Genomic DNA, 12,930 nt, shown 5'->3' on the forward strand with positions numbered 1-12,930 from the left:
TGGGGCCGGCGCAGGTGCGCGCGCTGGCCGATCACCTGGACACGCGAGTGGCCCAGGTGTTCCACGCGTGTCGGCTCGCACCGGACGCCGATGCGTCGATGCACACGCTGCTGCTGACGATCCTGGGCGCCGACCGCGCGCTGCGCGAATCGCCGGGCGACCTGGCGCCGGTCGACGCCATCGACCGTGCGCTCGCGGACTACGCCCGCTTGTTCGACGATCCGGGCGCCAGCACGACGTCGCGCCGGTAGCGCAGCCGGCCGCTGGCACTTCGACATCGCCGATTGCGCGGTCGTGTTGATGCGCACGCAACATCGCGGGGCGGAGCATCGCTGGTGGAGGGCACTCCCATGCATCGACACGCCGACGAGACTTCCGAGTCGCGCTCGCCGCCGCCACCAGCCCGCGCCCGGGCGCGGCCCCCCAGGCCCGGCCTGCCAGCGCGCATCCGCGACGCCATCGAACCGCTACCCGACATCGAAGACCCCGCGTTCGCCGAAGCCTTCGACCGCTACGCGGACTGCCGCGTGGTGCTGCTCGGCGAAGCGAGCCACGGCACGTCCGAGTTCTATCGCGCACGGGCGGCCATTACCCGGCGGCTCGTGGAGCGCCACGGTTTCCGCATCGTCGCAGTGGAAGCGGATTGGCCCGACGCGGCGGTCATCGACCGGCATGTGCGCCACCGCCAGCCCAATCCCGACGCCGAGCCGCCGTTCACGCGCTTCCCGACGTGGATGTGGCGGAACACCGAGGCCGCCGCACTGTTCCGCTGGATGCGCCGCTTCAACGAGCGTCGCGCCGCACAGGATCGCGCGGGCTTCTTCGGCCTCGACCTTTACAGCCTCAATGCCTCGATGCGAGCGGTGATCGACTACCTCGACGAACACGATCCGGAGGCGGCAGTGGTGGCCCGCCAGCGCTACGGCTGCCTGACGCCGTGGGCGAAGGATCCCGCGCACTACGGACTTGCCGCGATCACTTACGGCTACGCGCGGTGCGAAGCGCCGGTACTGGCCATGCTGCGCGACATGCTGGAAAAGCGCGTGCAGTTCGCGCTTCGCGACGGCGCCGACGGGTTCGAGGCGGAACAGAACGCGCGCTTGGTGGCCAACGCCGAGCACTACTACCGTGCGATGTACCGCGGCGCGGCCGAGTCCTGGAACGTGCGCGACCGCCACATGGCCGAGACGCTGGTGCAGGTACTCCGAGCGCACGGCGAGTCCGCGCGCGCCGTGGTCTGGGCCCATAACTCGCATATCGGCGATGCGCGCTTCACCGACATGGGTCGGCAGCGCGGCGAGCTCAACCTCGGCCAGCTCTGCCGCGAGCGCTTCGGCCGCGACGCGGCGTTGATCGGCTTCGGGACGCACACCGGCACCGTCGCTGCTGCCAGCGACTGGGACGGTTCCATGCGCGTGATGCAGGTGCGCCCCTCGATGGACGGCAGCGTCGAGCGGCTCCTGCATGACGCCGGCGAGCCCTGCGGCGTGCTGCACCTGCGCGGCGGCGACGAATCGCTGCGCAGCGAGCTGGCCACCGAGCGGCTGGAACGCTTCATCGGCGTGATCTACCGGCCCGAGACCGAACGCTGGAGCCACTACTCCGAGGTTTCGCTTCCGGCGCAGTTCGACGCCTACGTCTGGTTCGACGAGACGCGCGCGGTCGAGGCCATGGACGGGCCCCGCTCCGACGACGTTCCGGAGACTTATCCTTTCGGCGTCTGAGCGTCGCCATGGCCGGACGGCCGCGCGCCGCGCTTGCGTGCGGTACCGCCCCTGCAAGCGTCACCGTCACTGCGGCACACTCGCGGCATTCGCGAGGAGTCCTGCATGTCCACGTCAGAGATCGTCCCGGTACCGCCCACATTCGCCGCTGCCGCGCGTATCGACCGCGCCACGCGCGATGCGCTGCATGACGAAGCCACGCGTGATCCGGATGCGTTCTGGCGACGCCTCGCCGATCGGCTGGACTGGGATCGCGCGCCCACGCAGCTGAAGGACAGCAGTTTCGACCGCGACGACTTCCGCATCCGCTGGTATGCCGACGGCGTGCTCAATGCGTGCGTGAACTGCCTCGACCGCCACCTCGCCACGCGCGGCGACAAGGTGGCGCTTATCTTCGAGGCGGACGACCCCGCGACGCCGGCACAGCACGTCACCTATGGCGAGTTGCACGCGCGCGTCTGCCGGCTCGGCAATGCGCTGCGCAACCTCGGCGTGCGTCGCGGCGACCGCGTCACCGTCTACCTGCCGATGATCGTCGACGCGGTGGTCGCGATGCTGGCGTGCGCGCGCATCGGTGCGGTGCATTCGGTGGTGTTCGGCGGCTTCGCGCCGCAGTCGATCGCCGACCGCATCGCCGACTGCGCGAGCAAGCTGGTCATCACCGCGGACGAAGGCCTGCGCGGTGGCAAGCGCATTCCGCTCAAGGCCAATGTCGATGCCGCGCTGAAGATGCCCGGTACGCACTCGGTCGAGACGGTGCTGGTGGTGCGCCACACCGGCGCCGGCATCGACATGCAGATGCCGCGCGACCGCTGGTTCCATGCGGTCACCGACATACAGCCCGATACCTGCGAGCCCGAGCACATGGGGGCCGAGGATCCGCTCTTCATCCTCTACACCTCGGGCAGCACGGGCAAACCCAAGGGCGTGCTGCACACGACGGGCGGATACCTCGCTTGGGCATCGTGGACGCACGAGGCCGTGTTCGACCTGCGCGACGACGACGTCTACTGGTGTACCGCCGACGTCGGCTGGATCACCGGGCACAGCTACATCGTCTATGGCCCGCTGGCGAACGGGGCGACTCAGGTGGTGTTCGAAGGCGTGCCGAACTTCCCGGATGCATCGCGGTTCTGGAACGTGATCGATCGCCATCGCGTCACCCTCTTCTACACCGCGCCCACGGCGATCCGCGCGCTGATGCGCGAGGGCGACACGCCGGTGAAGCGCACGTCGCGCGCTTCGCTACGGCTGCTGGGAACGGTCGGCGAACCGATCAATCCCGAGGCATGGCGCTGGTACCACGACGTTGTCGGCGGTGCGCGCTGCCCCGTCGTCGATACCTGGTGGCAGACCGAAACCGGCGGCATCCTGATCGCACCGCTGCCGGGCGCGACCGCGTTGAAGCCGGGCTCGGCGACGCTGCCGCTGCCGGGCGTGCAGCCCGCACTCGTCGATGCCGAAGGCGCGCTGCTCGACGGCGAGGCGCAGGGCAACCTGGTGCTGCTCGATTCGTGGCCGGGCCAGATGCGCACGCTTTACAACGACCATGCGCGCTTCATCGAGACGTACTTCTCGGCGTATCCCGGCATGTACTTCACCGGTGACGGATGCCGTCGCGATGCCGATGGCTATTACTGGATCACCGGCCGCGTCGACGACGTCATCAACGTCAGCGGCCATCGCATCGGTACCGCGGAAGTCGAAAGCGCGCTGGTCGCGCATCCGCATGTCGCCGAGGCCGCGGTGGTCGGTTATCCGCACGACATCAAGGGCCAGGGCATCCATGCCTACGTCACCCTGGTCACCGACCGCGAACCCGACGACGCCCTGCGCGCGGAGCTCGTGCAGGCCGTGCGGCGCGCGATCGGCCCGATCGCCACGCCGGACCGGATCCAGTGGGCGCCGGCGCTGCCCAAGACGCGCTCGGGCAAGATCATGCGTCGCATCCTGCGCAAGATCGCGGAGGGAGCAGCCCACCAGCTCGGCGATACCTCCACGCTGGCGGATCCGGGCGTCGTCGATTCGCTGGTCGACGGTGCGCGCCGCGACGAGTGAGCGTCGGGTAACGCGATGAACATGGCGCTGCTGACGACGCCGCGGCTTCACCTGCGACCGCTCGACGCTGGCGATCGCGCGCTGCATCGAAGCCTGTACACCGACCCGGTGGTGATGCGCGAGATCGCGTCGCCGCTTACCGCGTCGGCATCAGATCGCGCGTTCGATGCAGTACTCGCGCGCGTGGGTGGCGACGCGCCCCGTTATCACTACTGGGTTGTCGAGATTCGCGCAGCGGGCGGCGAGGCGATCGGAATCATCGCGCTCCACCGTCACGACGACGGCGCCGAAATCGGCGTGATGCTGGATGCGCGGCACCACCGTTCGGGCATTGCGCGGGAAGCGTTCGAAGTACTCGTGCCGTATGCGCTGGACAACCTTGATCTCTCCTTTATCGACGCCGAGCGCGCTGATGACGGGCACGCGCGGGCCATCGACGGCCTGCTTCTGCCGCTCGGTTTCCGCGCGCAGGCCGCCCCGACGTCCGGCCGGCGTCGCTGGAGGAGGGATCGGACGGCCGGACGCGCGGCAGTTGGCAGCAGCCCCCGGGAGGACTAGGGTTGCCCGGTCGTCAAGGGGAGCGACCGCATGAGCATGGCCGCCGACAGGCCGGGCAGCCTGGCCTGCGTGGGTATCGGGATGATGCTCGGGGCACATCTCGGGCCGCGCGCGCGTAGCCATATCGAACATGCCGACGTCGTCTTCGTGGCGGCGTCCGATCCCGTCGTCGAACTCTGGCTGTTCGGCATGCGGCCCGATGCGCGCAGCCTGCAGGTCTTCTATGCCGAAGGCACGTCGCGCCGCGAGACCTACAGGCGGATGACCGCCGCCGTGCTCGATGCGGTTCGCAGTGGCGCGCGCGTATGCGCGGCGTTCTACGGCCATCCGGGCGTGTTCGCCACGGTGCCGCACGACGCGATCGCCCTGGCGCGGGCCGAAGGGTTCCAGGCGTGCATGGAAGCCGCTGTATCGGCGGAGGACTGCCTCTACGCCGACCTCGGCCTCGATCCCGGCCGTGTCGGCTGCCAGCATTTCGAAGCCAGCCAGTTCCTGTTCTATAGCCGGTGCATCGATCCGTCGGCACTGCTGGTGCTGTGGCAGGTGGGCATCGTCGGGGACCGCAGCTGCCGGCGCTTTTCCACGGGCGCGGCGCACCGTCGCCTGCTCGTCGAGCGCCTTGGCCGCGACTATCCCGCTGACCACGAAGTCATCGTCTACGAAGCAGCGACGTTGCCGATCGCCGCGCCGCGCATCGAGCGCCTGCCGCTGTCGGCGCTGCCGGGCGCCGACCTGCGGATGGCCTCCACGCTCGTCATCCCGCCGGCGCGCGCCATGCGCCCGGACCCCGCCGTTCTCGCCCGCCTCGCGCAGCTCGAAGCCGAACTGCGTGCAGGCGAACGTCCCGCACCATCCAACCTGCACGAGGAAGCCGCATGTCCGTCCTGAAGCTGCTCGAAACCCTCGCCACCGATCCACTTGCCGAGACACGCCCCGGTTACGGGGACATCCTGTCGTCGATCGAACCCCTTGCACGCGCCGCCGTACTCGAACGCGATCCGGTCGCGCTGGCCGCGGCGCTCGGTCGGCCCGTCACCTTCGCCTGCATGATCGCGGTACCGGAGGAAGAGGAGCCCGCGCAGGAACGCGACCCGGACGACGAGCGGCACCCCGATGAGCAGGACGAGGCGGGGTGGTCGCCCGACTGAGGGTTTATGCTGGGCCGCCCGGCTGGACGCCGGGCGTCGCCCGGATAGCGGAGCAGCGATGGCAGCCGGAGGTTTGCGTGGCGCGTTGACGTCGGTGGCAGCCCTCGTGCTGCTCGCGCCGGCGTTGGCGTTCGCCTCGCCGTTCTCCAAGCGCCTCGACGCGGCGGACGCCGTGCGCAGCAAGGACCCGGCGCGCTTCAACCGGCTTTTGACGCAGCTCCAGTCCGAGCGTTCCCGGGCCACCGCGGCCGAGCTCGAGCATCTGCGGCTGCTGGTCGACTACCAGCACGCGCTCAAAGGCCAGTACGAAGTCGCGATCGGCGACGCGGTGGCGTTGTTCGACCAGGCGCATGACCTCCAGCTGAAATACCGCGCGGGCCTGCTGGTGGCGAACGTCGCCGCGGTCACTCGCGATTTCACGCTTGGCCTTCGATACCTCGAGCAGGCGATGGCGCTGCAGCCGCAGGTGCAGGATCCTGATCTGCGCCGGATGGGGTTCATCGTCGCCGGCGGGCTTTACAACGAATACGGCCAGTACGCACTCGCGCTGGAAAGCGTCACCGCGCTGCTGCGCGAGCAACCGGATCCCCGCAACCTGTGCATTGGCGAGCAGATCCGCACGCGCGCGCTGCAGGGGCTCGGCGCACCCTTTGACGAGGAACGCGATATCCAGTCCGCGATCACGCAATGCGCGTCGATCAAGGAAACCATCCCGGTCAACCTGATCCGCAACACGCTCGCCGAGCGCTGGGCGCAAAGCGGCAAGGTCAACCAGGCCATCGCACTGCTCGAAGCCTCGTTGCCCGAGGTGAGGGCCACCGGTTACACCCGCCTGATCGGCGAGACCGAAAGCCAGATTGCGGACTACCGCCTGCGCAGCGGCGATATCGCAGGTGCGGAAGCCGCCGCGCGACGGGTGGCCGCCATCAAGGGCCAGGATCTTCGCTGGCTGCCGAACGTCAACGCGCACCACGTGCTGTACGAGGTCGCGCTGCGCCAGCATGACTACGCGCGCGCCCTCGAGGAGTACCGGCTGTACGCGGAGGCTGACAAAGCCCGCCTCGACGACGTCAAGGCGCGCGAATACGCCTTCCAGCTGAGCCGGCATGAGCTCAAGCAGAAGAACCAGTCGATCGCGCTGCTGAGCAACCAGAATCAGGTGCTGCGACTGCAACAGGAAGTCGCGCAGCGCTCGTCGTGGAATTTCCGCCTGGCGCTGGCGCTGCTGCTGGTGCTGGTCGCCTCGCTCTCGTACTGGGGCTGGCGCGCGCGGCGCACGCACGGCTCGTTGCGGCACCTGGCCGAGACGGACGGGCTTACCGGCCTGTCCAATCGCCGGCATTTCCGCGCCGGTTCCGAAGCCGCGCTCGCGTCGTGCGCGCAGCGCCAGCGCGCGGTCGCGGTGCTGCTGTTCGACCTCGACCACTTCAAGCAGATCAACGACCAGTGCGGCCACTCGGCGGGCGACTGGGTGCTGCGCGAGGTCGCGCGGGTGGGGCGGCTGCATGTCCGGGACGGCGACCTGTTCGGGCGCATCGGTGGCGAGGAGTTCGCGATGACGCTGGTCGACTGCGAGGTGCACCACGCGCTCGGCATCGCGGAGGCATGCCGTCGTGCGATCGAGGCCATTGACGCGGGCAGCTGCGGCTGCGCGTTGCCGGTTGCTGCGAGCATCGGCGTTGTAGGCACACGCCAGGCGGGGTACGAGTACGAGGCGCTCATCGCGCATGCCGACGCGGCCATGTACCGCTCGAAGGTCGGCGGCCGCAATCGGGTCACGCTGTACGAGCCGCCGCCGGTCCCGGCGCCGGGTCAGCCGGTTCTGCTCGATCGGCGCAACGCGGACGCGATGCTCGGGCAGTACTGACCGCCCCGCGCGACGGTGGCCGCGCCAACGCAGGCGTCAACGCCGTCACCACATGGCCGGCGTAGCGTTGGACGGCACCCGACCCGGAGGCCGCCATGGACGAGAGCCGACGCATCGCAGACTATCTACGATCGACCGCCGACCTCATCGATTATTTCCGCACCTGCAAGCAGACCGGCGACCTGGCACTGGTCGAAAGCGCATTGCGCGACATGCCGGAGTGGGCAACGTTCCACGAGGTCAAGAGCGCCCTGGGCGCGGCCGGCCTGCGGTTGGGTGTCGCGCCACTCGGCCCGGTGGAAAAGGTGCTTCCGGAGTTCGCCGAGCGCCGCAAGGGCCCACGCAAGCACTGATGGTGTACAAGGGCGCAGCGCGCACCCTGCGCGGGTTGCTGTGGCTCGCGCGCAAAAAAAACCCGCCGGAAGGCGGGTTTTTCGCGAAGGTCGGTCGTTCGGCCGGTCGGCTTACTTGATCTTGCCTTCCTTGTACGGCACGTGCTTGCGCACTACCGGGTCGTATTTCTTGATTTCCATCTTGCCGGGGGTGTTCTTCTTGTTCTTGTCGGTCGTATAGAAATGACCGGTGCCGGCGGAGGAAATCAGGCGGATCTTGTCGCGCTTGGAAGCCATCGTCGTCTACTCCTCAGATCTTTTCGCCGCGGGCGCGAAGATCGGCGAGCACGGCGTCGATGCCGTTCTTGTCGATGGTGCGCAGGGCATTGGCGGAAATACGCAGCTTGATCCAGCGGTTCTCCGACGCGACCCAGAAGCGGCGCTCGTGGAGGTTCGGCATGAAGCGGCGTTTGGTCTTGTTGTTGGCGTGGGAAACGTTGTTCCCCGACACCGTACGCTTGCCGGTCACCTGGCAGACTTTTGACATTGCGCACCTCGAAAGGTTGTTGTGCTTCCCTTGGCCAGGGAGGCGGCGGCCCCGACGTCCGGATATCCGGGCATCGCGCGATACGGGCGGGACCCGCTGGGCGGGCGATCGCAGGTGCCGGAAAACGCGCTTTCCGGTGGACGTCCGGGTACGGCCTGGGCCGGCGGACGCAGCGAGCCGCGCATTATGGCGGCGGATCCCTTTGCGGGCAAGCACTTACGGCCAATAGCGCCTCGACGCCTGATCGGTCGCGGCGCAGGCCCGGGCTGTGTGGACCTCCCGCGGCCCGAACGAGCCGTCTGTCGGCCTTTCCGTCCGCAGTGGGCACCGGAATGCGCGGCCCGGCTCCGCCACGCGCTTGATCGCAGGCCGTCTGCGGTCTCAGCCCGTCGCCGGCAGCCGGTCGCGCTTCCAGCCGCGCAGCTTGATGTCGAGGTAAAGGCTGTACATCGAGGTGAACGCGGGGAAGAAGTTCTGCAGTACGCCGACCGAATCCTGCTTCTGCGAAAAGATGAAGTAGCTCAGCGACATCAGGCTGCCGAGCACGCTCATGTACCAGAACAGGCGCGGGATGGTCGGCTTGCCGGCGCGACGCGAAGCGACGATCTGCACCAGCCAGCGCAGGCTGAACATGCCGGCGCCGAGCCAGCCGATGAGTTTCCAGGGCGAAGCATGCAGCCCGGTCCACGCGAGCCAGGACAGCGGCGTGTTCATGAAATCGTGCATCACGACCACCCGCTACAGCTCCTCGATGCGCGTGATGCGCGATCGCTTGATCAGCCACGACACGCCGCGCAGGTCGCTGATGCCGACCAGCGCGCGGTTGAGGTTGTTGTACTTGCTCACGCCGGTGCCGCGGGCGCGGTGGTTCACCGGCACGCTCACGGTCGTCCAGCCGGCGCGCTGCATGAGCGCGGGCAGGTAGCGATGCATGTGGTCGAAGTACGGCAGCTCGAGGAAGGCCTCGCGCTCGAACAGCTTGATGCCGCAGCCGGTGTCAGGCGTGGAATCGCGCAGCATGCGCGAACGGATCGCGTTGGCGATCTTCGATGCCCAGCGCTTGCTGCCGGTGTCCTTGCGCTGCACGCGCCAGCCCGCGAACAGCTTCACGTCGTGCGCCGACGCCGCGCGCTTCTGCAGCAGGTTCGGGATGTCCGCCGGATCGTTCTGGCCGTCACCATCGAGCGTGGCGATCCAGGCGCCGCGCGCCGCGCGCACGCCGTTGCGCGTCGCGGTGCTCTGCCCGCTGTTGGTCACGTGGCGGACGATGCGCAGCTCGGGCGCCTCCGTCTTCAGCGCCTGCAGCGCGGCGACGGTCCCGTCCTTCGAACAGTCGTCGACGTACACGATCTCGAAGTCGATGACGCCGCGCAGCGCCTTGATGATCTCGCGCACTAGCGGCGCGACGTTGCCTTCCTCGTTGTAGACGGGAACGACGACGGAGAGCGGCAGGGCTGGCGTCATGGAGATCTCGGTGGAGGCGACTGCCGTTTCCATACGGCCGGGCGTGGCGCCCGTTGCGGCGGCATTGTCGCCGATCGTCGGCGGCCCCGCAGGCAGGTGCCGGACCATGGTGCGGCGGTACGACGGCACAGGATGGCAGTCATCGACCCGCTGGGTGCGAGGCGCACCGCGGCCGACGGACAGCGCGTCCCTACTCCTCGCGCTGGCCTCGCAAGCGTTCGAGCACGCCGTCCAGGGATTCAAGGTCGCTGTAGTGGATCACGAGCCTTCCCTTGTTGCCGCGCCCGTTCAACACGCTGACCTTGGTGCCCAGTGCTTCCGCGAGTTCGCGTTCAAGCGCCACGATGTCGGCCTGCGGCTTGGCTTTCGCCGCGCGCGCCTTCGCCGCCGCACCCGGTACCTGCCCGGCCATCAACTGCTGCACGCGATGCTCGACCTCGCGCACCGACCAGCCCTGGTCCGCGGCCTGTTTGGCCAGCGCGATCGCCGCCTGCGGCTGCAACGGTAGAAGTGCGCGAGCGTGGCCCATCTCGATGCCGCGCGTCTCGACCAGCACGCGGATTTCAGGCGGAAGCTCGAGCAGTCGCAGCAGGTTCGACACCGCGGCACGGGAACGACCCACGGCTTCGGCGGCCTGCGCGTGCGTCAGGTCGAACTCGTCGATCAGCCGCTGCAGCGCCTGCGCTTCTTCAAGCGGATTCAGGTCTTCGCGCTGGATGTTCTCGATCAGCGCCATCGCGACGACGGTGCGGTCGTCGACCTCGCGCACCACCACCGGGATCTCCGCGAGGCCGGCAATCTTCGACGCGCGCCAGCGGCGTTCGCCCGCGATGATCTCGAACGTCTTGCCGCCGTGGTCGCGGATCTCGCGCACCACGATCGGCTGGATCACGCCCTGCGCGCGGATCGATTCGGCGAGTTCGTTGAGCTTGCCCTCGTCCCAGTGGCGGCGCGGCTGGTATTTGCCCGCCACCAATGCATCGACCGGCAGGTGCCGCAGCTGGTCACCCGGCTGCGCCTCGACGATCTGCGGCGCTTCCGCCGCGGCCTTCGGGCCCAGCAATGCTTCCAGCCCGCGACCCAGGCCGCGCTTCTTCGCCGTGCTCATGCCGCCGCCTCCTTCGTCGCTTTCCGGGCGGCCTGTTCGCGTTCCTTGGTTCGACGCACCACTTCGCCGGCAAGGCCGAGGTATGCGACGCCGCCCCGGCTGGCGCGGTCGTAACCGACGATCGACTGGCCGTGGCTCGGCGCTTCGGCCAGACGCACGTTGCGCGGCACGATGGTGCGGAACACCTTGTCGCCGAAATGGGTGATGAGTTCGGCCGACACCGCGTTGGCGAGGTTGTTGCGCACGTCGAACATGGTGCGCAGCACGCCTTCGATCTCGAGGTTGGGATTGAGCCGGCCGCGGATCGCCTCGATGGTGTCGACCAGCGCGCTGATGCCTTCGAGCGCGTAGTACTCGCACTGCATCGGCACGATCACCGAATCGGCGGCGGTGAGCGCGTTGAGTGTGAGCAGGCTCAATGCCGGCGGGCAGTCGATCAGGATGAAGTCGTAATCGGCGCGCAGCGGTTCCAGCACGCGCTTGAGCTGGTGCTCGCGCTCGCCGCGGTCCATGAGCTGGATCTCGGCGGCGGTGAGATCGATATTGCCGGGCAGCAGGTCGAAGTCCTCGGCGGTTCGCAGGATCGCGCTCTTCGCGTCCGACTCGCCCAGCAGCACCTCGGTGATCGACGCTCCGATCTCGCGCTTGTTCACGCCCGAGCCCATGGTCGCGTTGCCCTGGGGGTCGAGGTCGACCAGCAGCACCTTCTGCGGCACGCGCGCCAGCCCGGCGGCGAGGTTCACGGCCGTGGTCGTCTTGCCGACGCCGCCTTTCTGGTTGGCGATCGCGATGATGCGGGCCATTCGGCTCGTTCCCCTGACGGTGGACGGATGACGCGGAGTCGGGCAGGCCACCGTCGGCGAAGCGACGGTCGATCGGCAGCAGGTCCGGGTCGGCAAGGATACCCGCGCCCGGCCCGCACCATGCGACCCCGGATCGCGGCGGCAGCGCCGGTCATACTGTCCCGATGGCCACCGATCTGCCCCCCGACCTTCGTCCGATGCTCGAGTCCGGGCTCGAGGGCCTCGCGCTCGACCCGTCGCATGCGCCGCGGCTGCTGGCCTACCTTGCGCTCCTGTTGCGCTGGAACGCGGCCTACAACCTCACCGCCATCCGCGACCCGCTCGAGATGGTGACCAAACACCTGCTCGATTCGCTGGCGATGCACACTTATGTCGATTCATTGGTCGACGTTGGCGGCGCGTTGGCCGATCTTGGAACCGGTGCGGGCCTCCCCGGGATCCCGCTCGCGCTCGTCAAGCCGGGGCTGCGGGTAACGCTGGTGGAAAGCGCGGGCAAGAAGGCGCGCTTCATGCGGCAGGCGATCCGGGAACTCGGGCTGGCCGACGTACGGGTGGCCGAATCGCGCATCGAGACCCTGGACGAGCCCGGTGCCTATGCCGCGATCACCGCCCGGGCGCTGGCGACCCTTCCGCTGATCATCGAGCTCGGTGGGCACCTGCTTTCGGACGACGGCGTGCTGCTGGCGATGAAGGGCACGTACCCGGCCGACGAGGTCGCGCAGCTGCCGGCCGGCTGGACGCTGCGGGAAAGCCACCCGCTCACGGTGCCGGGCCTGCAGGCGGAGCGGCATCTGGTTGTGGTGGGCCGGGGTTGATCCCGCTGCGCAGTGCCCGCCACGCCACCATCCCGACCAGGTCCTCGGCGTCCAGCGCTTCGACCGTCCAGGTTCCGACGGCTCCCAGCATCGCGTCGGCCGCCACCAGGCGCGGCGTGCCCTCGATACCATCGAAGCGCAGGCGATCCAGGCCGAACGCCAGGCCACGGCCATGCGCCTTCAGCACGGCCTCCTTCGCGCACCAAAGGCGCAGGAAAGCGCGGGCCTGTTCGGGCGCGTCGATGTCGGCCAGCCCGTCGGCCTCGGCGCTCGTGAAATAGCGGTGCGCCAGTTCGAGCGCGCGGGGTCGCGGCCGCGGCCGTTCGATGTCGATGCCTACCTGCACGCCGTCGCCCAGCGCGATCGCGAGTCGGTTGCCGCTGTGGCTCCAGTTGCAGTCGAACGCGGTGGCCCGGCCGTCCAGGCGCAGTGCCGGGCGGCCGAATTCGCTGCGTTCGAAGCCGATCCGCGCGTCGCCGACGCCCAGCGTGGCGGCCAACCACCCG

The 12,930-nt window shown here is 68.8% G+C and carries 15 protein-coding genes and 1 pseudogene; 9 read left to right on the forward strand and 7 right to left on the reverse strand.

The window, feature by feature from the left end:
- The 8 genes and pseudogenes from FW784_RS14365 to FW784_RS08410 all read left to right on the forward strand — a co-directional run.
- Positions 1–251 (forward strand): annotated as a pseudogene (locus tag FW784_RS14365) (hypothetical protein); the annotation flags it as partial.
- A 99-nt stretch (positions 252–350) separates the two neighbouring features.
- Complete coding sequence (locus FW784_RS08380; protein WP_149352896.1) at positions 351–1,724, forward strand: erythromycin esterase family protein; 1,374 nt, start codon at positions 351–353, stop codon at positions 1,722–1,724.
- Between the two features lie 105 nt (positions 1,725–1,829).
- Positions 1,830–3,782: an acetate--CoA ligase gene (gene acs, locus FW784_RS08385; RefSeq protein ID WP_149352897.1), complete on the forward strand. Its 1,953-nt coding sequence runs from the start codon at positions 1,830–1,832 to the stop codon at positions 3,780–3,782.
- A 21-nt stretch (positions 3,783–3,803) separates the two neighbouring features.
- Positions 3,804–4,340 (forward strand): GNAT family N-acetyltransferase, encoded by a 537-nt coding sequence (locus FW784_RS08390; protein WP_187770737.1) that lies wholly within the window; start codon positions 3,804–3,806, stop codon positions 4,338–4,340.
- A 30-nt stretch (positions 4,341–4,370) separates the two neighbouring features.
- Entirely contained in the window at positions 4,371–5,228 is an 858-nt protein-coding gene (locus FW784_RS08395; RefSeq protein WP_187770738.1) for an SAM-dependent methyltransferase, read from the forward strand.
- Entirely contained in the window at positions 5,216–5,488 is a 273-nt protein-coding gene (locus FW784_RS08400) for a hypothetical protein (RefSeq protein WP_149352899.1), read from the forward strand. Before FW784_RS08395 ends, FW784_RS08400 begins: the two co-directional genes overlap by 13 nt.
- A 58-nt stretch (positions 5,489–5,546) precedes the next feature.
- Positions 5,547–7,355 carry a sensor domain-containing diguanylate cyclase gene (locus FW784_RS08405; protein WP_187770739.1) on the forward strand — a complete coding sequence of 603 codons (1,809 nt, stop codon included), beginning with the start codon at positions 5,547–5,549 and terminating at the stop codon, positions 7,353–7,355.
- Between the two features lie 95 nt (positions 7,356–7,450).
- A complete protein-coding gene (locus tag FW784_RS08410; RefSeq protein WP_149352901.1) occupies positions 7,451–7,708 on the forward strand; it encodes a hypothetical protein in 258 nt (85 codons plus the stop codon).
- 111 nt (positions 7,709–7,819) lie between these two features.
- Here FW784_RS08410 and rpmG read toward each other — a convergent pair whose 3' ends face one another.
- From rpmG to FW784_RS08440, 6 genes are all read right to left on the reverse strand, one after another.
- The gene (gene rpmG, locus FW784_RS08415; protein WP_036137644.1) at positions 7,820–7,984 is read right to left on the reverse strand and encodes a 50S ribosomal protein L33; all 165 of its coding nucleotides are present in this window, start codon (positions 7,982–7,984) and stop codon (positions 7,820–7,822) included.
- A gap of 13 nt (positions 7,985–7,997) precedes the next feature.
- On the reverse strand, positions 7,998–8,234 hold the full coding sequence (rpmB, locus tag FW784_RS08420) for a 50S ribosomal protein L28 (RefSeq protein WP_027082327.1): 237 nt from the start codon (positions 8,232–8,234) through the stop codon (positions 7,998–8,000).
- A 381-nt stretch (positions 8,235–8,615) separates the two neighbouring features.
- A complete protein-coding gene (locus FW784_RS08425; RefSeq protein ID WP_149352908.1) occupies positions 8,616–8,960 on the reverse strand; it encodes a lipid-A-disaccharide synthase N-terminal domain-containing protein in 345 nt (114 codons plus the stop codon).
- Positions 8,961–8,972: 12 nt separating this feature from the next.
- Positions 8,973–9,698: a glycosyltransferase family 2 protein gene (locus tag FW784_RS08430; protein ID WP_149352902.1), complete on the reverse strand. Its 726-nt coding sequence runs from the start codon at positions 9,696–9,698 to the stop codon at positions 8,973–8,975.
- A gap of 190 nt (positions 9,699–9,888) precedes the next feature.
- On the reverse strand, positions 9,889–10,806 hold the full coding sequence (locus tag FW784_RS08435) for a ParB/RepB/Spo0J family partition protein (protein ID WP_149352903.1): 918 nt from the start codon (positions 10,804–10,806) through the stop codon (positions 9,889–9,891).
- A complete protein-coding gene (locus FW784_RS08440) occupies positions 10,803–11,609 on the reverse strand; it encodes a ParA family protein (protein WP_149352904.1) in 807 nt (268 codons plus the stop codon). Before FW784_RS08440 ends, FW784_RS08435 begins: the two co-directional genes overlap by 4 nt.
- Before the next feature lie 164 nt (positions 11,610–11,773).
- On the opposite strand from FW784_RS08440, the gene rsmG reads away from it, so the two are divergent.
- Entirely contained in the window at positions 11,774–12,424 is a 651-nt protein-coding gene (gene rsmG / locus FW784_RS08445) for a 16S rRNA (guanine(527)-N(7))-methyltransferase RsmG (RefSeq protein ID WP_149352905.1), read from the forward strand.
- Here the strand turns inward: rsmG and FW784_RS08450 are convergent.
- A partial coding sequence (locus FW784_RS08450) for a 4'-phosphopantetheinyl transferase family protein (RefSeq protein WP_149352906.1) occupies positions 12,369–12,930 on the reverse strand: 562 nt, incomplete at its 5' end. The two genes, rsmG and FW784_RS08450, sit on opposite strands and share 56 nt — an antisense overlap.

Origin of the sequence: Cognatilysobacter lacus, assembly GCF_008274655.1 — a bacterium.
GTDB classification, from domain to species: Bacteria; Pseudomonadota; Gammaproteobacteria; order Xanthomonadales; family Xanthomonadaceae; genus Cognatilysobacter; species Cognatilysobacter lacus.